At 67.4% G+C, this 20,872-nt stretch carries 14 protein-coding genes and 1 tRNA gene; 11 read left to right on the plus strand and 4 right to left on the minus strand.

Annotated features, from left to right (window positions below; translation table 11 throughout):
* Window positions 1-26: 26 nt before the first annotated feature.
* Window positions 27-755, minus strand: coding sequence for an SIMPL domain-containing protein (locus tag VPH46_RS04260; protein WP_416609171.1), 729 nt, complete (start codon window positions 753-755; stop codon window positions 27-29).
* A gap of 207 nt (window positions 756-962) precedes the next feature.
* Here VPH46_RS04260 and VPH46_RS04265 point away from each other — a divergent pair, with 207 nt between their 5' ends.
* The 3 genes from VPH46_RS04265 to VPH46_RS04275 all read left to right on the plus strand — a co-directional run bounded on the left by VPH46_RS04265 (window position 963) and on the right by VPH46_RS04275 (window position 6,833).
* Window positions 963-2,156, plus strand: coding sequence for an efflux RND transporter periplasmic adaptor subunit (locus tag VPH46_RS04265; protein WP_416609173.1), 1,194 nt, complete (start codon window positions 963-965; stop codon window positions 2,154-2,156).
* A 4-nt stretch (window positions 2,157-2,160) separates the two neighbouring features.
* Window positions 2,161-5,301, plus strand: coding sequence for an efflux RND transporter permease subunit (locus VPH46_RS04270; protein ID WP_416609175.1), 3,141 nt, complete (start codon window positions 2,161-2,163; stop codon window positions 5,299-5,301).
* Between the two features lie 266 nt (window positions 5,302-5,567).
* Window positions 5,568-6,833: a DUF445 domain-containing protein gene (locus VPH46_RS04275; protein ID WP_416609177.1), complete on the plus strand. Its 1,266-nt coding sequence runs from the start codon at window positions 5,568-5,570 to the stop codon at window positions 6,831-6,833.
* 19 nt (window positions 6,834-6,852) lie between these two features.
* Here the strand turns inward: VPH46_RS04275 and VPH46_RS04280 are convergent, their stop codons facing one another.
* Entirely contained in the window at window positions 6,853-7,527 is a 675-nt protein-coding gene (locus tag VPH46_RS04280) for an HAD family hydrolase (RefSeq protein ID WP_416609179.1), read from the minus strand.
* 62 nt (window positions 7,528-7,589) lie between these two features.
* On the opposite strand from VPH46_RS04280, the gene VPH46_RS04285 reads away from it, so the two are divergent.
* Genes VPH46_RS04285 through VPH46_RS04300 form a run of 4 tightly spaced genes read left to right on the plus strand, consistent with a single transcriptional unit; the run spans window position 7,590 to window position 11,065 of the window.
* Window positions 7,590-8,696 (plus strand): MlaE family lipid ABC transporter permease subunit, encoded by a 1,107-nt coding sequence (locus VPH46_RS04285; RefSeq protein WP_416609181.1) that lies wholly within the window; start codon window positions 7,590-7,592, stop codon window positions 8,694-8,696.
* The gene (locus VPH46_RS04290; protein WP_416609183.1) at window positions 8,693-9,502 is read left to right on the plus strand and encodes an ABC transporter ATP-binding protein; all 810 of its coding nucleotides are present in this window, start codon (window positions 8,693-8,695) and stop codon (window positions 9,500-9,502) included. The genes VPH46_RS04285 and VPH46_RS04290 overlap by 4 nt, the downstream gene beginning before the upstream one ends.
* 7 nt (window positions 9,503-9,509) lie before the next feature.
* Window positions 9,510-10,475 carry an MlaD family protein gene (locus VPH46_RS04295; RefSeq protein WP_416609185.1) on the plus strand — a complete coding sequence of 322 codons (966 nt, stop codon included), beginning with the start codon at window positions 9,510-9,512 and terminating at the stop codon, window positions 10,473-10,475.
* Between the two features lie 8 nt (window positions 10,476-10,483).
* On the plus strand, window positions 10,484-11,065 hold the full coding sequence (locus VPH46_RS04300; protein ID WP_125959429.1) for an ABC-type transport auxiliary lipoprotein family protein: 582 nt from the start codon (window positions 10,484-10,486) through the stop codon (window positions 11,063-11,065).
* Between the two features lie 66 nt (window positions 11,066-11,131).
* Here VPH46_RS04300 and VPH46_RS04305 read toward each other — a convergent pair whose 3' ends face one another.
* Window positions 11,132-12,031, minus strand: coding sequence for a peptidylprolyl isomerase (locus VPH46_RS04305; protein ID WP_416609187.1), 900 nt, complete (start codon window positions 12,029-12,031; stop codon window positions 11,132-11,134).
* 102 nt (window positions 12,032-12,133) lie between these two features.
* On the opposite strand from VPH46_RS04305, the gene VPH46_RS04310 reads away from it, so the two are divergent.
* The 3 genes from VPH46_RS04310 (at window position 12,134) to VPH46_RS04320 (ending at window position 15,464) form a co-directional block, all read left to right on the plus strand.
* Window positions 12,134-12,224 (plus strand) — tRNA-Ser (locus VPH46_RS04310).
* 235 nt (window positions 12,225-12,459) lie between these two features.
* Window positions 12,460-14,286 (plus strand): glycoside hydrolase family 9 protein, encoded by a 1,827-nt coding sequence (locus VPH46_RS04315; RefSeq protein ID WP_416609189.1) that lies wholly within the window; start codon window positions 12,460-12,462, stop codon window positions 14,284-14,286.
* 41 nt (window positions 14,287-14,327) lie between these two features.
* The gene (locus VPH46_RS04320; RefSeq protein ID WP_416609191.1) at window positions 14,328-15,464 is read left to right on the plus strand and encodes an endo-1,4-beta-xylanase; all 1,137 of its coding nucleotides are present in this window, start codon (window positions 14,328-14,330) and stop codon (window positions 15,462-15,464) included.
* Window positions 15,465-15,585: 121 nt separating this feature from the next.
* On the opposite strand, the gene VPH46_RS04325 is transcribed toward VPH46_RS04320, so the two are convergent.
* Window positions 15,586-19,125 carry a TonB-dependent receptor gene (locus tag VPH46_RS04325; RefSeq protein ID WP_416609193.1) on the minus strand — a complete coding sequence of 1,180 codons (3,540 nt, stop codon included), beginning with the start codon at window positions 19,123-19,125 and terminating at the stop codon, window positions 15,586-15,588.
* A gap of 232 nt (window positions 19,126-19,357) precedes the next feature.
* Between VPH46_RS04325 and VPH46_RS04330 the strand changes: the two genes are divergently transcribed.
* Window positions 19,358-20,872: a tryptophan halogenase family protein gene (locus tag VPH46_RS04330; RefSeq protein WP_416609194.1), complete on the plus strand. Its 1,515-nt coding sequence runs from the start codon at window positions 19,358-19,360 to the stop codon at window positions 20,870-20,872.

Raw genomic sequence — 20,872 nt, forward strand, 5'->3', positions numbered from 1 at the left:
CCTTCTTCTATGTGCCGCGTGGACGATCAGCGGAGCAGGAAGCGGACCGTCACATTTGCGGTGATGTCCTGCTCGCCGGCGGCCATCGGCGTCGAATCAGCAGCCACGGATGCCATGCGAGCCTGGACCATCACCGGCGCCGGTGCGGAGGGCACGTCGCCTTCCGCGATGGTCAGGATGCGGTCGACCCGCAGCCCCGCGGCCTTGGCATAAAGTTCGGCGCGCGCGCGCGCCTTGGCGATGGCATCCGCCCGTGCCTCGTCGAGCGCCTGGTCGGCGGCGTCGACCGAGAGATCGGGTCCCTGGATCTGGTTGGCGCCTTCCGCCACCAGCGCGTCGAGGATGGCGCCGCTCTTCGCAATGTCCCGGAACCGCACCGACACCTGATTGGACGCCTGATAGCCCGTGATCACCGGCGGCACGTTCTCCGCATAGCGATACTGCGGCTGGAGCCCGATCTGGGCAGTCTGGATGTCGCGCGGGGCGACGCCGGCCTTGCGGAGGGCGGCTACGACCCGGTTCATGCGGGTGGAATTTTCCTGAAGGGCGGCCGCAGCAGTCGCGGCCTGGGTCAGGACACCCGCCCGCAACGTCGCCACGTCGGGAACGCGCGTCGCCTTCCCCTGGGCGACCACGTCCAGCAGCGTGGCATCGAGCAACACCGGCGCAGGGGCGACCTGCTGTGCGGCGGCCGGCACCGCGATCCCGGTAATGCCCGTGGCCAGAGCGGCGGCGAGAACAGGAAGGCTGCGCATCGAGGTTTTTCTCCACAAGAACTTTGGGGACGGCGCCCCGGTGGTGGTCTTCTCCTGCCTCTTCGCACGACAACGCAAGCTGAACGCCGGTTTCACTTGCGAGCGGCCGTGCCAGCGGGCAATCCCCGGCGACCGGATGCCCTTGAGGTGGGTGCCCTATTACTATAACACAGTAATGCAGACAGCCGGTCGGGGGAGTGGGCGTAGATGGAGTATGAGGCGAAGGCGATCGATGGGGAGGATCGCCCTCAGCTGAGCGGGCCGGAGGCGCCGGTGCGCCGCCGCCGCAAATGGATCATCGCTGCCGCAATCCTGCTGCTGCTTGTGCTGGTCGGCTGGTTCGCGTTCGGTCGCGGCGAGGAGGAGGGCGCAGTCGCCGCCGGTGCGCCGCCGACGAGCGATTCGCAGGTGCCGACCGTCAGTGTGATGGTGCCCGGGCGGGAATCGATCCAGACGGTCGTCACCGGAACCGGTTCGCTTGCCGCACGTCGCGAGATGCCGATCGGCGTCGCGGGTGAGGGCGGCGAAGTCACGCGCGTGCTGGTGGAACCCGGCAGCTGGGTGCGCGAAGGGCAGGTCCTCGCAACGGTGGATCGTTCGGTCCAGGCGCAGACGGCCGAATCGCTGGCGGCTCAGGTGCGGGTCGCGCGGGCCGACGCGCGCATTGCGCAGACCGAGCTGGATCGCTCGCAGCAGCTGCTTGGCCGCGGCTTCGTCTCCAAGGCCGACATCGACCGCAAGACCGCGACGCGCGACGCGGCCCAGGCACGGGTCCGCGTCGCCGAGGCGCAGTTTGCCGAGACGCAGGCGCGCAACCGCCGGCTCGACATTCGCGCGCCTGCGGCCGGACTGGTGCTGACCCGCACAGTCGAGCCGGGGCAGATCGTCTCTTCGGGCAGTGGGACGCTGTTCCGCATGGCGATGGGCGGACAGATGGAGATGCGGGCCCAGCTTTCCGAGGCGGACATCGCCCGCATGACCGTGGGCGTTCCGGCCGAGGTGACGCCGGTCGGCACCACCAGGACCTTCCGTGGCGAGGTGTGGCAGGTCTCGCCCGTGATCGACCCCGATCGGCGCCAGGGCACGGTGCGCATCGCCCTGTCCTACGACCCCGCGTTGCGGCCCGGCGGCTTCGCCACCGCGCGCATCCTGTCGGGCGCCCGCGCCGCACCGCTGCTTCCCGAGTCGGCGGTATTGAGCGACGGCAAGGGCAATTACGTGTATGTTCTCGACGACAAGAATCAGGCGCAGCGGCGCGCGGTGACCGTCGGCGAAGTCTCGGACGCGGGCGTTGCCGTCGCCGACGGGCTCAACGGCACCGAGCGGGTGGTGGTGAGCGCGGGCGCTTTTCTGAACCCCGGGCAGAAGGTCAATCCGGCACTGCGCAAGACGGGACGCTAACGCCATGGGCTTCCGCAACATCTCCGCCTGGTCGATCCGCAACCCCATCCCGCCGCTGGTGCTGTTCATTGCGCTGACGATCGCGGGCCTGGTCAGCTTCATGCGGATGGACGTCAACCAGGACCCGGACATCGAATTCCCGGTGGTGATCGTCGTCATCAACCAGCCGGGGGCCGCGCCCACCGAGCTGGAGACGCAGATCACCCAGCGGGTCGAGGCGGCGGTGCGCAGCATCCAGGGCATCGACGAGATCAATTCGGAAGTCAGCGAAGGCAACACCACCACGGTCGTCCAGCTCGACATCGGCACACCGATCGATCGCGCGGTGACGGACGTGCGCGAGGCGGTGAACCAGATCCGCAGCGAACTGCCCGAAGGCATTCTCGAGCCGCAGATCTACCGCGCCAACACCACCGACGAGGACCTCGCCAGCTGGACCGCCATCGCCAGCGACATGACCGAGGAACAGCTCAGCTGGTACGTGGACAACACGGTCGCCAAGGAACTGCTGTCGATCGACGGCATGTCTACGGTGGAGCGGGTGGGCGGCGTTGACCGCGAAATCCGGGTGATCCTGGATCCCGCTAAGTTGCAGGGCATGGGGATCACCGCGAGCCAGGTGAACCAGGCGCTGCGCCAGGTGAACATCAACGCAGCCGGCGGCCGCGCCGAGATCGCCGGCCAGGAACAGTCGGTGCGCGTGCTGGGCAACGCCGCCTCCGCCTACGAACTCGGCCAGACGCAGATCGCGCTCGGCGACGGCCGCACCGTGCGGCTGGCCGACATCGCCAACGTGCGCGACGCCTATGCCGAGCAGCGCTCGGCCGCCGCCTACAACGGCCGGCGCGTGCTGTCGTTCGACATCAAGCGGGCCAAGGGCGCGTCCGACGTCACCGTCTTCCACGAGGCGGAAAAGCGCCTGAAGGCGCTGGAGGAGCGCAATCCGCAGGTGCGCTTCGCGCTGCTGTCGGACAGCGTGAAATATACCGAGATCCAGTACGAATCCGCGATCCACGCGATGATCGAGGGCGCAGTGCTGGCGGTGGTGATCGTGTTCCTGTTCCTGTGGGACTGGCGCGCGACGCTGATCTCGGCGCTGGCGATCCCGTTGTCCGCGATCCCGACCTTCTGGTTCATGGATTTGATGGGCTTCTCGCTCAACCAGATGACGCTGCTCGCGCTCAGCCTGGTGGCCGGCGTGCTGGTGGACGACGCGATCGTGGAGATCGAGAACATCGTCCGCCACATGCGGATGGGCAAGACCGCCTATCAGGCTTCGATCGACGCCGCCGACGAGATCGGCCTGGCGGTGCTCGCCACCACCATGGCGATCGTCGCGGTGTTCCTGCCCGTCGGCCTGATGCCGGGCATTGCCGGCCAGTTCTTCAAGAACTTCGGCCTGACCGTCGTCGCCGCGGTGCTGATGAGCCTGGGTGTGGCCCGCATGATCACCCCGATGATCGCGGCCTATTTCCTCAAGGGCCACGGCCATGTGGAGAAGGGCGATGGCTGGGCGATGCGCGTCTATATGCGAACGCTGCGCTGGACGCTGAAGCACCGCTGGACTGCAGTGGTGGCGAGCGTCGCCGCCTTTGCCGGCACCTTGTTCATGTTCTCGATCCTGCCGGCGACCTTCCAGCCGCCGCAGGACCGCGACCGCTCGACCGCGATGATCGAGATGGTGCCGGGCACCACGCTGGAGCAGACCGCGCGCGTGGTGAAGCACGTGGAGGAGATCCTTCGCGCACAGCCGATCGTCACTTCGGCCTATTCGACCACCATGGTCGGGAGCGGCCGGGTGAGCGTGGAACTCGCCGAAGATCGCGAAATGACCAGCACCGAGTTCGAGCGTGGCCTGGCGCCGCGCCTGAGCGCCATTCCCGATGCGCGCGTGGCGTTCCGCTCGCAATTCGGCTGGGGGTCCAACAACCGCGACCTCTCAATCGTGCTGGGCGGCGACGATCCCGTGCTGCTCAACGAGACGGCGAACAAGCTGGTCCAGGAGATGGCCGGGCTGAAGACGATCGTCGCCCCGCGCGTCAGCGGCGACCTGCAGCGGCCCGAACTGGTGATCCGCCCGCGGCTCGACCTGGCCGCCAGCCTGGGTGTCACCACCAGCGCGCTCTCCAATGCGATCCGCATCGCGACCCTGGGCGACATCGACCAGAACAGCGCGCGCTTCTCGCTGTCCGATCGCCAGATCCCGATCCGGGTCGCCCTGTCGGAGGATTCGCGTACCCAGCTGTCGACGATCCAGAACCTGCCCGTGCCCACCAGCAGCGGCGGATCGGTGCCGCTCAGCGTGGTGGCGGAAATCGGCTTCGGCGCCGGCCCCACCAAGATCGAGCGCGTCGACCAGCAGCGCCAGCTGGTGGTCGGGGCCGATCTGGCGTCGGGCGTCATCAACAGCGACGCCATGAAGCAGATCCATGCGCTGCCCACCATGCAGAACCTGCCGATCGGCGTGCGCGAGCTGACGCTCGGCCAGGCCAAGTGGCAGACGGAGATGATCCAGAACTTCATCATCGCCGTGATCTCGGGCCTGCTGCTGCTGCTGGCGGTGCTGGTGCTGCTCTACAAGCGGTTGATGCCGCCGTTCGTGAACATCGGCTCGCTGCTGCTGGCGCCGCTGGGCGGGCTGCTGGCGCTTTGGGTCACCGGGCATCCGGTCTCCATGGCGGTCTACATCGGCTTGCTGATGCTGCTCGGCATCGTCGCCAAGAACTCGATCCTGCTGATCGACTTCGCGCTGGAGGAGATGGCCAAGGGCGTCGACAAGTCCGCCGCCATCCTCGACGCCGGGCACAAGCGCGCCCAGCCGATCGTCATGACGACGGTCGCGATGGTGGCGGGCATGGTGCCGACCGCGCTGGCGCTGACCGGCGACGCGTCGTTCCGGTCTCCGATGAGCATCACGGTGATCGGGGGCCTGGTGCTGTCGACCATGCTCACCCTGCTGATCGTGCCGGCGACGTTCAGCCTGGCGGTCGGCGTCGAGCGCTGGGTCGGGCCGCGGCTTTCGCGGCGGCTGCTGACCTATCGGCCGGGGGACGAGTTGCCCGGCCAGCCGGTCATCGATCACCAGCCGGGCGGGCAAATCGGCTATCAGGGGAAGGGGCAGGAGGGGCCCGCTCCGGCCGAGTAATCGGTGGGGGCTGTTCGAGCGCACGCGCCGAAGCCCTTCCCATGAGCCGTCACCCTGAACTTGTTTCAGGGTCCATCTTTCCACCTGCGACGGCGCTGCTGAGGCGCGGTGGATGCTGAAACGAGTTCAGCATGACGAGGGGAATGGATCGGCCGGGGTGCTTTCGTTGGCTCCGGACGTCCCGACCAGGGGGATACGGGCTCATCCACCGCGCCGCATGTGGCGACCGGCTTGAACCTTCCCCGCTTTCGGGGATTGTTTCACGCATGACCTTGTTCGCGCGCGTTCCCGGAACCGGAGGCGCCGTCCCTCCCGCGCTCACCCGCATGCGCCGCGTCGCCACCGCCATGCTCGTGGTGATGGCGCTGCTGTTCTTTGCCTCGCGCGCGCTGGAGGCGCGGCATCCGGCATGGGGCTTCGTCCAGGCCTTTGCCGAGGCGGCCATGGTCGGCGGGCTGGCGGACTGGTTCGCGGTGACCGCCTTGTTCCGTCATCCCCTCGGGCTGCCGGTGCCGCATACCGCGATCATTCCCCGCAACAAGGACCGCATCGGCGACACGCTGGCGATCTTCCTGCGCGACAACTTTCTGACCGCCCATGTGGTCGCCCGGCGGATGCGGCGGCTGGACGTAGCGGCGGTCGTCGGCCGCTGGCTCGCCAATCCCGTGGGCGGGCAAGGGCGGCTGCGCCATGGCGCGTCCCGCTTGGCCGCCAGCGTGATCCAGTCGCTCGACCAGCAACGGCTGGGCGGGATGGTGAAGGGTGCGATCGCCAATCGCCTGCGATCGACCGAGGTGGCCCCGCTGCTGGGACAGGCGATCCAGGCCGCCATCGCCGAGGATCGCCACGTGCCGTTGATCGACGGCATGATCCGCTTCGTGGCGCGCGCCGTGGACGCGAACGAGCAGGTGATCCGGGCGATGGTGCACGACCGCGCCGGATCGATCCTGCGCTGGACCGGGCTCGACGAGACCCTCGCCAACAAGATCCTCGACGGCCTGCGCAAGCTCGCCGACGACATTGCCGCCGATCCGCAGCATCCGCTGCGCGCCAAGGCGGAGGAGGGGCTCGCCAAGCTCGCCGCCGATCTTCAGACCGATCCAGCGCTCCAGGCCCGGGTCGAGCAGTTCAAGGAGGACATGATCGGCAACCCGGCGCTGCAGCGGTGGCTGGACGGCATGTGGGAGCGCAGCCGCGCCGCGCTGCTGCGGCTGGTGCGGGATCCGGACCGGGCGATGGCGGGCGGCATGGGCGATGCGCTGCGCCAGCTGGGCGAGACGCTGCAGCGCGATCCGCGGCTGGCACGTACCATCAACCGCTTCGTGCGCCGTGCCGCCGTCGGCATGGTCGCCGACTATGGGGACGCGATCGTGCGGCTGGTGTCGGACACGGTGCGCGGCTGGGACGCGCGCACCATCACCGGCCGCCTGGAGAATGCCGTCGGCCGCGACCTTCAGTATATCCGCATCAACGGCACGCTCGTGGGCGGTCTGGTCGGCCTTTGCATCCACAGCATTGACGTGCTGCTCTGAGCGGTTCGTGCATCCGGGTTCAGGCTGCCCAGTCGAGGATGCGCCAGCCCCGCGCCTTGGCGAGCAGGCGCAGCGGCGTATGGGCGTTGACCGCCACCGGCTCGTCGGCCCATTCGAACACCGGCGCGTCCGACACATGATCGCTGTAGAAGCGGACCTGGGTATCCTCGCGCCGCAGGCCCTGGGCCGCATACCAAGACTCGATCATCCGCAGCTTGCCGGGACCGTAGCAGTTCTCGCCGTCGATGCGGGGCAGCAGCGCCCCGGCTTCGCTGAGCTTCGAATCGGTCGCGATGACATGGTCGAAGCCCAGTCGTGCCGCGATCTCGGCCGCGTAGAAGCGGTAGGAGGCGGTGGCGAGCACCAGGGTGCGCCCCTCCGCCCGATCGGCCTCGATCTGCTTCAGCGCATCCGCGAAGACGCCTTTTTCGAGCGTCCGCTCGGCAAAGCGGTGCGAAAGCGTCTTGAGCGTCTCGGCCGGGACCGTGCGGCCCAGCATCAGCCGGTGGGTCAGTTCCTTCAAACGGCCCCGGCTGTAGAGCTTTCCGGCATAGCCGGCTGCGAGCAGCACCGCGAGCGGCAGCAGCGCCACCCGCCAGCGCTGCCGGCCTTCGAGCGTGTGGAGAAGAAAGGGAGTCCAGGTACCCGCACGGGTAATCGTCCGGTCCATGTCGTAGATTGCGAGACGGTGCATTGCTGCGTCTCTGCAAGCTCGCGCCTTGCCGTTCTAGTGGAAATCGCCGATGGAGCATGGCGATGACTGTGGCCGTCGACTTTTCCCCTGATCCGCAGGACCAGCGCGTGCTGCGGTTCACCGGGGAACTCACGCTTGCGCGGCTCGGGAGTCTTCCCGAGCGCTTGGACCGGCACGAGGGCGCGGTCGACCGCATTGATCTCTCCGGCGTGCAGCGGATCGACACGGTCGGCGCGTGGATCGTGCGCCGCTTCGCTGCGGCCCATGACGCAAAGATCGAGGGGCTGGACGAGGACGGCCAGCACCTGATCGACCAGGTGGGCGAGGTGGACCAGCCCGTCGTGCAGAAGGCGAAGCCGCTGTCGCCCGTGGCACGGGTACTGGACGAACTCGGCACGGCAACCGTGCTGTCGTTCCGCACGCTGCTGGGCCTCCTCGGCTTCCTCGGCGCGACGGTGATCGCAGCCGGCAACGTGATCCGCCACCCGCGGCGCTTTCGGTACAACGCGACGGTGCAGCGGTTCGAGGTGGTCGGCGTCTCGGCCCTCGGCATCGTCGGGCTGATGAGCTTCCTGATCGGCATCGTGATTGCGCAGCAGGGCGCGGTTCAGCTCCGCCAGTTCGGCGCCGAGGTGTTCACGATCAACCTGATCGGTCGCATCACGCTACGCGAACTCGGCGTGCTGATGACGGCGATCATGGTCGCCGGTCGCTCCGGCTCTGCCTTTGCAGCGCAGCTCGGCACCATGAAGCTGACCGAGGAGATCGACGCGATGCGCACCATCGGCGTCTCGCCGATGGAGGCGCTGGTGCTGCCGCGCACCCTGGCGGCGGTGCTGATGATGCCGCTGCTCGGTTTCTACTCCTCGCTCATCGCGATCATCGGGGGCGGGCTGCTGTGCTGGGCGACGCTCGACATCCCGCTGGTCACCTACGTCCAGCGGCTGCGCGAGGTGGTGCCGATCACGGACCTGTACGTCGGCCTGATCAAGGCCCCGGTGTTCGGCCTGATCATCGCGATGTCCGGCTGTTTCCAGGGGATGCAGGTGGAAAGCGATGCCGAACAGGTCGGCCTGCGCACGACCTCTGCGGTGGTGCAGGCGATCTTCCTGGTAATCGTGCTCGACGCCTTCTTCGCGGTGTTCTTCGAACGGATCGGCTGGATATGACGACCGACGAGGACATTGTGATCCGCGTCCGCGGGCTCAAGAACGTGTTCGGCGAGCAGGTCGTGCACGAGGGGCTGGACCTGGACGTCCGCCGGGGCGAGATCTTGGGCGTCGTCGGCGGATCGGGTACCGGCAAGTCGGTGCTGATGCGCTCGGTCATCGGCCTCCAGACTCCGGCGGCGGGCGAGATCTCGGTCTTCGGCGAATCGACGCTCGATCGCGAGGAGACGGAGGCGGTCGAGATCCGCAAGCGCTGGGGCGTGCTGTTCCAGGGGGGTGCGCTGTTCTCCACCCTGACGGTGGGGGAGAATGTGCAGGTGCCGCTGCGCGAATTCTACCCCCGCCTGAGCGAGACATTGCTGGAGCAGATCGCCACCTACAAGGTCGTCATGACCGGCCTGCCGGCGGATGCCGCGCCGAAATATCCGGCGGAGCTGTCCGGCGGCATGCGCAAGCGTGCGGGCCTCGCCCGGGCGCTGGCGCTCGACCCCGACCTGCTGTTCCTGGACGAGCCCACCGCCGGGCTCGACCCGATCGGTGCGGCGGCCTTTGACGACCTCACCCGGTCGCTCCAGCGCACGTTGGGGCTCACCGTGTTCCTGATCACCCACGATCTCGATTCGCTCTACGCGATCTGCGATCGGGTCGCCGTGCTGGCGGACAAGAAGGTGATCGCCGTCGGCACGATCGACGAACTCCTCGCGTTGGATCACCCGTGGATCCAGGAATATTTCAAAGGACCCCGCGGACGTGCCGCGGTGGCGAGCGCCGGCACCGCGGAAGCGCGCCGGACACAGGGGGCTTGAGAGGCTGATGGAAACCCGATCGAACCATGTCCTGGTCGGCGCGGTGGTGCTGATCCTGCTCGCCGTGCTGGCGATCTTCACCGTCTGGTTGGCGCGCGTGAACGGCGCGACCGAGCTGGAGTACGACATCTTCTTCAAGCAGGCGGTGGACGGCATCAATAAGGGCTCGCCCGTCGCCTTTTCCGGCGTGCCGTCCGGTCAGGTGAAGGAGATCGCCCTCTTCAAGCCGGACCCCTCGCTGGTGCGCGTGCGCATCGCGGTCAACGAGGGCGTGCCGATCCTGGAGGGCACCACCGCCACCATCCAGGGCGTGGGCTTCACCGGCGTCAGCCAGATCGCGCTCGACGGCGCGGTGAAAGGCGCCCCGCCGATCGCCTGCCCCGAAGTACATCCGGAGACCTCCTGCCCGATGGGCGTGCCGGTGATTCCGACGCGTCCCGGTGGGTTGGGCGCGATTCTGAGCTCCGCGCCGCGGCTGCTGGAGCGACTGACGTCGCTGACCGAGCGGCTGACGGAACTGCTGTCGGACCGGAACCAGAATTCGATCGCTGCAATCCTGGAAAACACCAATCGCCTGACCGACGCGCTCGCGGATCGCGGGCCCGAGATCGCCGCGACGCTTGCGGAGACGCGCATCGCCATCCAGCGCGCGGGCATCGCCGCCGAGCAGATCGGCCAGCTGGCGGAAACCAGCAACGGCGTGCTCGCGAACGATGTGCGCCCGACCCTCCAGAACCTGAACCGCACGATCGAGTCGGCGCAGCGCAGCGCCGACACGCTCAACGACGCGATCGGTGATGCCCGCCCCGGCCTGCAGACCTTCTCCAAGCGGACCGTCCCGGAGGTCGGCCAGCTGGTTTCCGATCTGCGCCAGATGACCACGGCACTCGCGGCGGTGGCGGAGCGGGTGGACCAGGGGGGCGCCAGCTCGATCATCGGCCGCCAGAAGCTGCCCGACTACGAAGGCAAGTGAGGGAATTCATGAAGAAGCTCGCCATTCTCGCGCTGCTGCCGCTGTCCGCCTGCATCCGCCTGGGCGCGGAGCCGCCGCCCTCGCTGCTCACCCTGACGCCGTCGCAGGCGGTGCCGGTCGGCAATGCGCAGAATTCGGGCGCGGCCAAGTCGATCCTGATCGCCGTGCCGAGCGTGCCGCAGGAGCTGGCGGTGACGCGCGTCCCCGTGCGCGCGACCGACACCTCGCTCGCCTATGTCAAGGATGCGCAGTGGGTCGAGCAGCCCGGGCGCCTGTTCGCCCGGCTGCTGAGCGATACGGTGACCACGCGTACCGGCCGGGTGGTCCTCAGCCTGCGCCAGGCGAGCGTCGATCCGAGCTCGCAGCTCTCGGGCGAACTCCGGTCGTTCGGCATGGATGCGACCACCAACGAGGCGGTCGTCACCTTCGACGCAGCGCTCATCCGCGTCGGCCGTCCCGAGGCGGTGGAGAAGCGTCGCTTCGAGGCGCGCGTGCCGGTGACGGCGATCACTGCGGAAACGGTTGCGCCCGCGATCAACCAGGCAGCCAACCAGGTGGCGGTCGAGGTCGCCGACTGGATCGGCCGCTGACGTCTCGCCCGCGCACCAGACGGTCCGGCTTGCCGCGCATCTGCGCGGTGTAGCCGGAGTGGCTGCTCAGGGCCTGCGGCGGACCTGCGGCGGCACGTTGCAGATGTCGGCGCCGCCGGCTGGAACCGTGAAGAACGGCGGCTGGCGGTTCTCACGATCGCGGACATAGGCGGCAAAGCGCGGGTTGTCGGCAGCGCGATAGTCGAGACGGGGGCGCTCGGCGGCCGGCATGTCGCTCGCCAGCCGGACCGACAGGATCGGCGTGCGCTCTCCCTCGGTCTTGTAGAAGCCGAGATCGCCGGTGCCGCGCGGCAGCGCCGACAGATGCTCGATCCCCTCGATCACGCGGCCCACCAGCGCAATGTTGCGATCGAGGTGGCGGGGCGCGTGGCCGATTACGGCGTAGAGCTCGGCCCCGCTGCCCGTGCTCGGGGCCATGTCCCGCCCGACCCCGACCATGCCATAGCAGTGCGGCAGCCATGCTTCCGCTCCCTGGTCGCGCCAGCTGCCGCGGGCGACTGGCCAACCGTCGGCAGTGAAGCCGATCTGGCGGGCATAGGGGTCCGCCCGGGTCAGCTCAGCGGCGAACTTCGGGGCGGACATGCCGTATTCGGAAGGCGGGTTGGCGACGACGCCCGTGGGCAGCGCCTTTGTCTCCGTCGCATCGCCCCATTGCGCGACATAATTGTCCTGGACGCGATAGACGCTGGTCCGGTCCCACCAGTGCGCCCGTGCAAGCGTGCGGATATTGGCGATGTGGACGGCCGCCGCTGCGGGCGCGAGGCGGATCACGACCTGCCGGTCTCCGGCCAGCGTCATCACCAGCACGTCGTCGTCGGGGATCGGTCGCCAATCCGCAGCGATCGGCGTGGCGGCCGTCTGTGGCGCGGGGGCCGAAGACTGGCCGGGTGCGGGCTCGGCAGGGGGTGTGCCGAGCAGGGCGAGCGAGAGAAGGGCGGTCAGCATCACCCCGCAGCGTGCCACGCGCCTGCGGCTGCTGGCAACTGCACGCGCATCAGCCTTGCGCCCCGACGGAACGCGCGGTACGGGCCGCCTTCCAGAGCATGCGGAGCGGTGGCCGAGTGGTCGAAGGCGCTCGCCTGGAAAGTGAGTATACGGCAAAACCGTATCGAGGGTTCGAATCCCTCCCGCTCCGCCATTATCTCTCCCCCGTAGCACGATCGTCTCCACCGCGGCTGGATAGACGTGCGCCAATAGATGAACTTGGTTTCGAAAATGTCGCGCGGATCGCTGGCGCAAGAACCAAGTCGAGAGCTTCAATCTGCCGGTCTGAGGTGGGAAGCAGGTGGGGTCGCGTCTGTTGGAGCGCCTGACGTATTCCGTTACGGTTCGCTGGAATAGTGCTACACCGCAGACATCTATTGGAGGCGTCCTTGAAGCTGCTCCCCACCCATCTGCGTGTCTCGGTACTGCCGGCAATTGCCGCATTGACGATCGGTGCTGCAGGCGACGCCAGCCCCGTGATCCGGTTGAACCAGATCGGCTTCCTGCCGGATACGGTGAAGCGCGCGGTCGTGGCGAGTGACTCCACCGTGCCGCTCCGGTGGCGGGTGCTCGACGAGCATGGCAAAACGGCCGCCGAAGGACAGACGACGGTGGTCGGGGCCGATCGCGCATCGGGCGACAATGTCCATCTCGTCCGCTTCGATCAGGTGACGAAGCCCGGCACCTACCGCATCCGGATCTCCGATCAGACCAGCCGCGCTTTTACGGTGCGGACGGGGCTGTACGCGCCGCTGGCGTCAGCCGCGCTCAACTTCTTCTATCAGAACCGGGCCGGGATCCCGATCGAGGCGCGCTATGCCGGGGGCGCACAGTGGGCGCGCCCGGCGGGCCACCCCAAGGAGATCGCGACCTGCTTCCGGGGCGCGGACGAGCGCGGCACCGTCTGGCCTGGCTGCAGCTACACGCTCGACGTGACCGGCGGCTGGTACGACGCGGGCGACCAGGGCAAATACGTCGTCAACGGCGGCATCTCGCTTTGGACGCTGCAGAACCTGTACGAGCGCCAGGCCGCCAGCGGCCGGTTCACCTTCGCGGACGGGCGCGCCCGCTTGCCGGAGGCCGGCAACCGCATCAACGACCTCCTCGACGAGGCCGGGTGGGAGATGCGGTTCCTGCTGGCCATGCAGATACCCGATGGCGTCCGTGCAGAGGTGCCGGTCGGACCCTTGCCGTCCGGCGGCCCGCTGACGCTTCGCGCGATCGATGCCGGGGGGATGGCGCACCAGAAGGTCGCAGATCGCAACTGGACCCCGCTGCCGACGCCGCCGCACAAGGACAAGGAAGGTCGGCTGCTCTACCCGCCGACGACGGGTGCGACGCTCAACCTGGCAGCTGTCGCGGCGCAATGCGCGCGGATCTGGCGGCGCGTCGATCCGGCATTTTCGGCGACCTGCCTGACAGCCGCCAAGCGCGCTTATCGAGCAGCGGTCCGCAATCCGCAGGTCTACGCGACCAACAGCTTCACCGGCAGCGGCGGCTACGGCGACAATGACATGTCGGACGAACTCTACTGGGCGACCGCCGAGCTGTGGGCGACGACGGGCGAGGCCGTGTACGGCGATGCGCTGGCGGCGATGCCTGCCCGGTCCGCGCCGGTCGGCGAGCCCAATTGGGGCAATGTCGCCGCGCTCGGCACGATCACCCTCGCCACGGCGCCGGGCATCCCCCAGGCTGATGCCGCGCGAGCCCGCGCCGCACTTGTCGCGGCGGCGGACGGCTTTTTGGCGGAGACGGAGCGATCCGGCTACCGCATCCCCTATGCGACGCTCGACTATCCCTGGGGATCCAACTCCTCGATCCTGAACCGGGCGATGATCCTGGGCGTGGCGCATGGCCTGACGGGCGAGGCGCGCTATCGCGTCGGCGTGGTCGACGCGATGGATTACATGCTCGGCCGCAATCCGCTGGACCAGAGCTATGTCTCCGGGTTCGGAGCGCGGCCTCTCCTGAACCCGCACCACCGTTTCTGGGCGCACCAGCTGGATTCGTCGCTGCCAGGACCGCCGCCCGGCGTCGTCTCCGGCGGGCCGAACTCGACATCGATGAGCGATCCGATCGCCCTGACGATGAAGGGGAAGTGCGCGCCCCAACGCTGCTGGAAAGACGACATCGGGGCCTATGCGCTGAACGAGGTCGCGATCAACTGGAACGCACCGCTGTTGTGGGTGGCAGCCTATCTGGACGGCGGCGCGTGAAGCGGATGCTGCCGGTCCGTCGTTCGTAGCGGAGGAATGCCATGGGTTTGATGCCGACGCGGCGAGAGACGGTGGCGTTGCTCGCTGCCGCGGCGTTCTGCCCGCGATTGGCCAGCGCAGCGCCGGCGCGCGGGCTCGACGCGATCGCTCGCGCCAAGGGCATGCGCTTCGGTTCGGCGGTGTCGGCCAATCCCCGGACGGGCTCGTTCACCAACCCTGCCTATGCGACCCTGCTCCGCACCGACTGCGGGCTGCTCGTGGCCGAGAACGAGATGAAGTGGCAGCATGTCGGGCCGGCCCCGGGGCGGTTCGACTTTGCCGCGTTCGATCGCATGCTCGCCTGGTCGGAGCAGAACGGGATGGCGATGCGCGGACACAATCTCCTGTGGCAGCGCCGCAAGTGGATGCCCGCTTGGGTGGAGGCGCATGACTTCGGCGCGCGTCCCGCCACCGAGGCCGCGCGCATCCTTGTGGAGCACATCGAGGCGGTGACGCGCCGCTACGGCACGCGCATCCAGAGCTATGACGTCGTCAACGAGGCCGTGACGCCCGAGACGGGGGCGCTGGAGGAAACCGCACTCAGCCAGGCGATGGGCGGCACCGAAGCGACGATCGACCTTGCATTCCGGACCGCGCGCGCATCCGCGCCGCGTGCCGAGCTCGTCTACAACGACTATATGAGCTGGGAGCCCGGCAACGCCACGCATCGCGCGGGTGTGCTCCGCTTGCTCGAGGGGTTTCGCCGCCGTGGTACGCCGGTCGATGCGCTCGGGATCCAGTCGCACCTCGTCACCTCGGGCCCCGACACGCACAAGAGCATCCTTGCTCAGCAGGACGCGTGGCGCCGCTTTCTCGATGCCGTGACGGCGATGGGCTATCGCCTGCTCGTCACCGAGTTGGACGTGCGCGACAACGGCCTGCCCGTCGAAGCCAAGGCCCGCGACCGCGGCGTGGCGGACTATGCCCGGGCCTATCTCGACGTAACCCTTTCCTATCCGCGGCTCAGGGACGTGGTCGCCTGGGGCATGACGGACCGCTTCAGCTGGATCGAAGGCTTCGAGCCCAGGGCGGACAAAGCGCCGCGCCGCCCGTGCCCCTATGACGCCCAATATCGTGCGAAGCCGCTCCGCGAGGCGATTGCGGTGGCGCTGGCCGAGGCCCCGCAACGCACGGCGTGAGGGTCGGCGGAGCGGCGGTAAACCATCCGGCCCGGGTGTCCCGAGGCTTCAGCAAAGGCGGGCAAAGAAAAAGGAGGCGGCGCCGTAGCACCGCCTCCCTTCGTGTTTCGATGGACTGGTCTTAGTAGTTCGCGCGCAGGATGATCGAGTAGCGCCGGTCGTTCGTGAAATAGGACCGGGGCGCAAGATCGTTGGATCCCGACTTGTACGCCTGAAGAAGCTTCGTCGTCGTGTTCGTGAGGTTCACCCCCTGCACGCCCAGCTTCACCCACTTGTTGATGTTGATGAACGCCGACGCGTCGAGCTGGCCGGTATCGTCGTTGAAGATCGACGTGTACGGGAAGATCACGTCCGCCGCGGTGAGCAGGAAGCGCGACCGCCAGTTGTACGCGGCGCGAAGGGAGATCGGCCCCTTTTCGTAGAACAGCGTCGCATTGACGTTGTGCTTGGAAAGCCCCTCGAGCGGCAAATTCCCCTTTGCGACCGTCGAGTTGGACGAAGGCGTTCCCCCGTTCAGGAAGGAGTTCGGAAGTCCGGAGCTGTCGATGTAGGTGTAATTGCCGTTGAAGCCCAGTCCGCTGAGCGCCCCCGGCAGGAAGTCGAAGGTCTGCTGATAGGCGACCTCGAAGCCCTTGATCTTGCCCTTCCCGTCGTAATTCTCCGGTCCGCGCGCCTGGATGTTCTGGGTGATGCCGTTGTTGGTAACGGAGCGGTTGACGAGCGACTGGTAGAAGAAGCCGTCCACGGTCTTGTAGAAGGCGTCGAACGACAGCTGCCCGACCCGGCCGAAATACCATTCCAGCGTGACGTCGAACTGCCATGCGGTCGCCGGCTTCAGGTTCGGATTGCCCGCGTTGATGGTGACGGTGCCGGAGCCAGGTTCCAGCGCATAGGTGACATAGGGCCGGATGTTGGCGAAGTCCGGACGGGTCAGCACCTTCGAACCCGCCAGGCGCAGGATCAGGTCGTTGGTGAGGCCGAACTTCAGGTTCGCGCTGGGCAGGAAGTAGCTGTAGCTGTTCTTGAACGAGGCTGGCACCGCGGCATAGCCGTCGACCGCGAACTCGCGCAGCCGCTCATATTCGGTAGCGCCGAGATTGCAGACGCCGCCCGGCTGGACCGTTTCCGTCGTCCCGTCCGGCAAGGTCCGGATCGTCGCGACGCAGCGGGTGGAGTAGGGGTCGGCGACGCCCAGTTCCGTCCGGTTCGGTACTGCGGTGGCCGTGCGCGAATAGACATCGGTGTGGACGTAGCGGACGCCGACGTTGCCCGACATCCGCACATTGCCGAAGATCGGGTCGTTGTTGCCGAACTGCACCATAGCGTAGGCGGCGGAGTCTTCCTGGCGGACGTTCGACACCTCCGACGGCAGGAAGTCGGAGCCCGGGATGGCGCCGGCGCGCTGGCCCGCACCCAAGAAGCGGTTGCTCGCCGTCGCGCCATTCGTCTCGCGCCAGATGTCGTTCTGCGCCTGGAAGAAGGACACCGCGTCGGAGTACCCCTTGATCAGGTCTCCGTTGTAGTAATAGGCGCTGGGCGGAGCGGACGTCTTGCCGCGGAAGAAGTTGTCGAAGCTGTACAGCGACGAGCGGCTGGTATCGCCCTGGTTGAAAGTGACGGGAGCACCCGACCACACTTCGCTGATCGCGCCCCAGTTATAGGCGGAATAGCGTACGTCCTGCGAACGTTCGGCATAGCGCGCACCGAACTTGATCCGCTGCAGGAACTCGCCGTCGTCGAACTTGTACGCGAAGTCGCCCTTGATCTGATATTCGTCACCCTTGCTGTGCTCGATGTGGTCCATCGCGGCGCGCCAGAACTGGAAGTCGCGGCTCTGGAAATATTCGGAATCGCTCGCGGCAGCCATCGCCGGGTTCGGCGACGCCCAGTTCGCCGCCAGCGTCAGCGGCTTGTGCGGGATCACGACCGGGATCTTGCCCGTCAAGTCCAGCTCTTCGTCGGCAAAGGTCGAGCCGAACACGCTCAGGTCGGTGACGTCGTGCTTGGCGTAAGTATAGTCGACGTCCAGGCCGATCGACCAGTGATCGTCGGGGTTGATCTTCAGGTTGATGCCGACGTCCTTGACCAGGTTCTCGTCATAAACCTGACGGCGAGAGAGGGACTGCTGCATACCGCCGGTCGGCACCGTGGTGGTAGCGGAACCACTGGAGGCCGTGCGCCAGCCCGAGCCCGGCAGGGTGATGAACCCGCTCTGGAACAGGCCGTTGCTGTCGTACACGAAGTTGGGGAACGCATTGCCGGTGGGATTATAGCCATTGCCGCGCTGATTCTCACCGAACGCGAACTCACCCGAACCATTGAGGCGGCACTCCGCACGCGTGGTCGCATTGCCCGCGCCGTTGAGCGGGCCGTTGCCGTTCTGCTGACAGCCTGCGGGATAGGTGTTGTACTCTGACAGGTCGGGCGCCGTCTCGAACGTGTGCTCGCCCCAGGCATTGCTGGAGTGGGTGCGCATGAACTGCGCGGTCAGGACCGTGCGCTGGTCGGTGCTCTCCCACTGCACGGCGATCGCCTGGCCGTCGCGCTTGCGGTCGTAGTCCTGGCTTCGGAACTGTCCGCCGATGGGCGCATAGGCCAGGCTCATCGGGTCGGCGAAACCATCCGCGCCGGCGCTCCCGGTGGCGCCGCAGACATTGGCCGGATTGGGGAAGGAGGCGCCCCCGACGCCGGTGATGGTGCCCGGCAGCAAGGTGGTGCTGTCCGAGTTCCCCGGAAGCTGGTTGCGGCAGGTGACGGTGGTGTTGGTGCCGGTCCCCGTCGCCGCTTGGACGCCGTCGCGCGTCTGGAAGTTGGTGACCTGAATACCGTCGGCGCGGCTCTTGATCCGCGAATAGGAGCCGTTGGCGAGCACGCCGATGGTGCCGATCCCGGTTTCCCAGGTATTGCTGATCAGCAGGGAGCCGGTCGGCGACCATTTCTTTGCGAAGTCGCCATAGTTCGCCTCGATGCCGCCACCAATGTGGAAGCCCCTGTTGTCGAAAGGCTTGCGGGTGTTGAGGTTGACCGTGCCCGCAAGGCCGCCCTCGATCAGGTCGGCAGTCGCATTCTTGTAGACCTCGACCGAGCCGAGCAGTTCCGAAGGCACGTCGGCGAAGTTGATCGCCTGGCCGCCGATGCCGGCCGAGAAGGTGTCGCGGCCGTTGAATTCGGATCGCACGAAATTGAGGCCGCGCACGTTGACCCCCGAGCCCTCGACCGAGAAGTGGTCGGGGTCGTTGTTGCCAGCGAAGCGGTTGATCGAGACGCCTGGCACGCGCTGCAGCGCTTCCGTCACCGAGCGATCCGGTAGCGCGCCGATGTCCTGCGACGTGATCGCGTCCACGACGGTGTCTGAGTTGCGCTTGATGTTCTGGGCGTTGGCGAGGCTCTGGCGAATGCCGGTGACGACGACTTCGTTCGCGCTTCCCCCGTCATCGGGCAGGCTGTCGACCGCATCCTGTAGGGCGGCCTGGTCGGCCCCGGGGCCGCTGGTGGCGGTAGTCCCGCCGGCCGTGTTCTGGCCGCTCGCCGCGCCCGTTTGCGCGTACGCAGGCGCCCCGAGCGCAAACATGCACATTGCCGTTGCGGAAACGCCGAGTCGGAACGCCTTCTTGCGGGCGCCGATCTTCAGGCGTGCGTCTTCAGTCGCATCGATGCGCATAGTCCCCCTCCCATGTACGTCGATGTCGTGTCGCAGTCATACTGCGCCGCATCGTTCGACAGGGAGGCTACGACTGCGATTTCTTCCTCGCAAGAGAAATGTTCGCGCTAACTTTATTTCGGATGATGTTGCTTTATAGTCACTTATAGCGCTGGCCAATGGTCCGGCGACTGATAAGAGCGAGGGGAGCGTCGCCGCAGAGCGATGCGCAGGAAGAGGGGCAGGAGGGGGCATGACCGGGCCGGATCGGCAGCGTGTCGTGGTGGTGGGAGGCGGCACTTCGGGCTGGATGACCGCGGCCGCCCTGGTGAAGCTGCTTCCCGATCGCTGCCAGGTGCACCTCGTCGAATCCGAGGCGATCGGGATCATCGGAGTCGGCGAGGCGACCTTGCCGCACATCCGCGCCTTCAACGAGCGCTTGGGTATTCCCGAAGCCGAGTTCATGGCCACCACCCGTGCCACGTTCAAGCTGGGCATCGAATTTCGCGACTGGGCGCGCATCGGCGACAGCTACATCCACCCGTTCGGCACGTTCGGGCGTGGCGCCGGAGACGTCCAGTTCCATCACTATTACGCCCGGCTCCTGCACGCGGGCGTCCAGCTTCCCCCGATCGAAGCCTTTTCCATGGCGTGCACGTTGGCCCGGGGGAACCGGTTCGCGCCGCCGTCCACCGACCCGCGCCAGATCGCGTCCACCTTCGGTTATGCCTATCAGTTCGATGCAGTGGCGTTCGCGCCCTACCTGCGCCGCCTGGCCGAGGGACTGGGGGCGGAGCGCACCGAGGGCAGGATCGTCCATGTCGAGCGCGACGGCGAGAGCGGCGATGTGACCGCGGTGCTGCTGGAGGGCGGCAGGCGGGTCGAGGGCGACCTGTTCGTGGACTGCTCGGGCTTCGCGTCGCTGCTGATCGGCAAGACGCTGGGAGAGCCGTTTCAGGACTGGTCGCGCTGGCTGCCCGCCGACCGGGCGGTGGCGCTTCCTTGTCGCACCGTGACGGAAGTCACCCCCTACACCAGCGCCGTCGCCATGCCGGCGGGCTGGCGCTGGCGGATCCCGCTCCAGCATCGCACGGGCAATGGCTATGTCTATTCGAGCGCGTTCCTCTCGGACGAGCATGCCGCCGACGCGCTGACGGCCGCGGTGGAGGGCATGCCGATGGCGAGCCCGCGCGTCCTGCGGTTCACCGCCGGGCGGCGCGAACGTAGCTGGGCGCACAATGTCGTGGCGATCGGGCTGTCGGGCGGCTTCCTGGAGCCGCTGGAGTCCACCAGCATCTACCTGGTCCAGCAGGCGATCACCGCGTTGCTGGAGCTGTTCCCGGAGCGCCGCATCTCCCCAGTCGATCGCGACGAGTTCAACCGCGTCGTCGACATGGAATATGATCGCGTCCGCGACTTCCTGATCCTGCATTACCACGCCACGCAACGCGACGATTCCGAGTTCTGGAACTACGTGCGGACCATGGCCATTCCGGACAGCCTGGCCGAGAAGATGGAGCTGTTCCGACGCCGCGGGCGGATTGTGAAGTATCGCGAAGGGGCGTTCCTCGATGCCAGCTGGGTGTCGGTCTATCTGGGCCAGCGCGTTATCCCTGCCGGCTTTGATCCGCGCGCGTCGGGGCCGACGCTCGAAAGTCTCGTCGCGGGCATGAAGCAGATGCGGGCGGAGATTCAGGCAGCGGCATCCGCCATGCCCGATCACCTCTCCTATCTCGGGCGCTACTGCCCGATGGCGGCTGCGGCGTGA

The sequence above is a fragment of the Sphingomonas sp. MJ1 (PH-R8) genome (assembly GCF_048058635.1).
Classification (GTDB): Bacteria; Pseudomonadota; Alphaproteobacteria; order Sphingomonadales; family Sphingomonadaceae; genus Sphingomonas.

Bases quoted from the DNA above. Each gene is read 5' to 3' on its own strand.
- VPH46_RS04260 (WP_416609171.1), bottom strand. From the start codon at position 755: ATGCGCAGCCTTCCTGTTCTCGCCGCCGCTCTGGCCACGGGCATTACC.
- VPH46_RS04265 (WP_416609173.1), top strand. From the start codon at position 963: ATGGAGTATGAGGCGAAGGCGATCGATGGGGAGGATCGCCCTCAGCTG.
- VPH46_RS04270 (WP_416609175.1), top strand. From the start codon at position 2,161: ATGGGCTTCCGCAACATCTCCGCCTGGTCGATCCGCAACCCCATCCCG.
- VPH46_RS04275 (WP_416609177.1), top strand. From the start codon at position 5,568: ATGACCTTGTTCGCGCGCGTTCCCGGAACCGGAGGCGCCGTCCCTCCC.
- VPH46_RS04280 (WP_416609179.1), bottom strand. From the start codon at position 7,527: ATGCACCGTCTCGCAATCTACGACATGGACCGGACGATTACCCGTGCG.
- VPH46_RS04285 (WP_416609181.1), top strand. From the start codon at position 7,590: ATGACTGTGGCCGTCGACTTTTCCCCTGATCCGCAGGACCAGCGCGTG.
- VPH46_RS04290 (WP_416609183.1), top strand. From the start codon at position 8,693: ATGACGACCGACGAGGACATTGTGATCCGCGTCCGCGGGCTCAAGAAC.
- VPH46_RS04295 (WP_416609185.1), top strand. From the start codon at position 9,510: ATGGAAACCCGATCGAACCATGTCCTGGTCGGCGCGGTGGTGCTGATC.
- VPH46_RS04300 (WP_125959429.1), top strand. From the start codon at position 10,484: ATGAAGAAGCTCGCCATTCTCGCGCTGCTGCCGCTGTCCGCCTGCATC.
- VPH46_RS04305 (WP_416609187.1), bottom strand. From the start codon at position 12,031: ATGCTGACCGCCCTTCTCTCGCTCGCCCTGCTCGGCACACCCCCTGCC.
- VPH46_RS04320 (WP_416609191.1), top strand. From the start codon at position 14,328: ATGGGTTTGATGCCGACGCGGCGAGAGACGGTGGCGTTGCTCGCTGCC.
- VPH46_RS04325 (WP_416609193.1), bottom strand. From the start codon at position 19,125: ATGCGCATCGATGCGACTGAAGACGCACGCCTGAAGATCGGCGCCCGC.
- VPH46_RS04330 (WP_416609194.1), top strand. From the start codon at position 19,358: ATGACCGGGCCGGATCGGCAGCGTGTCGTGGTGGTGGGAGGCGGCACT.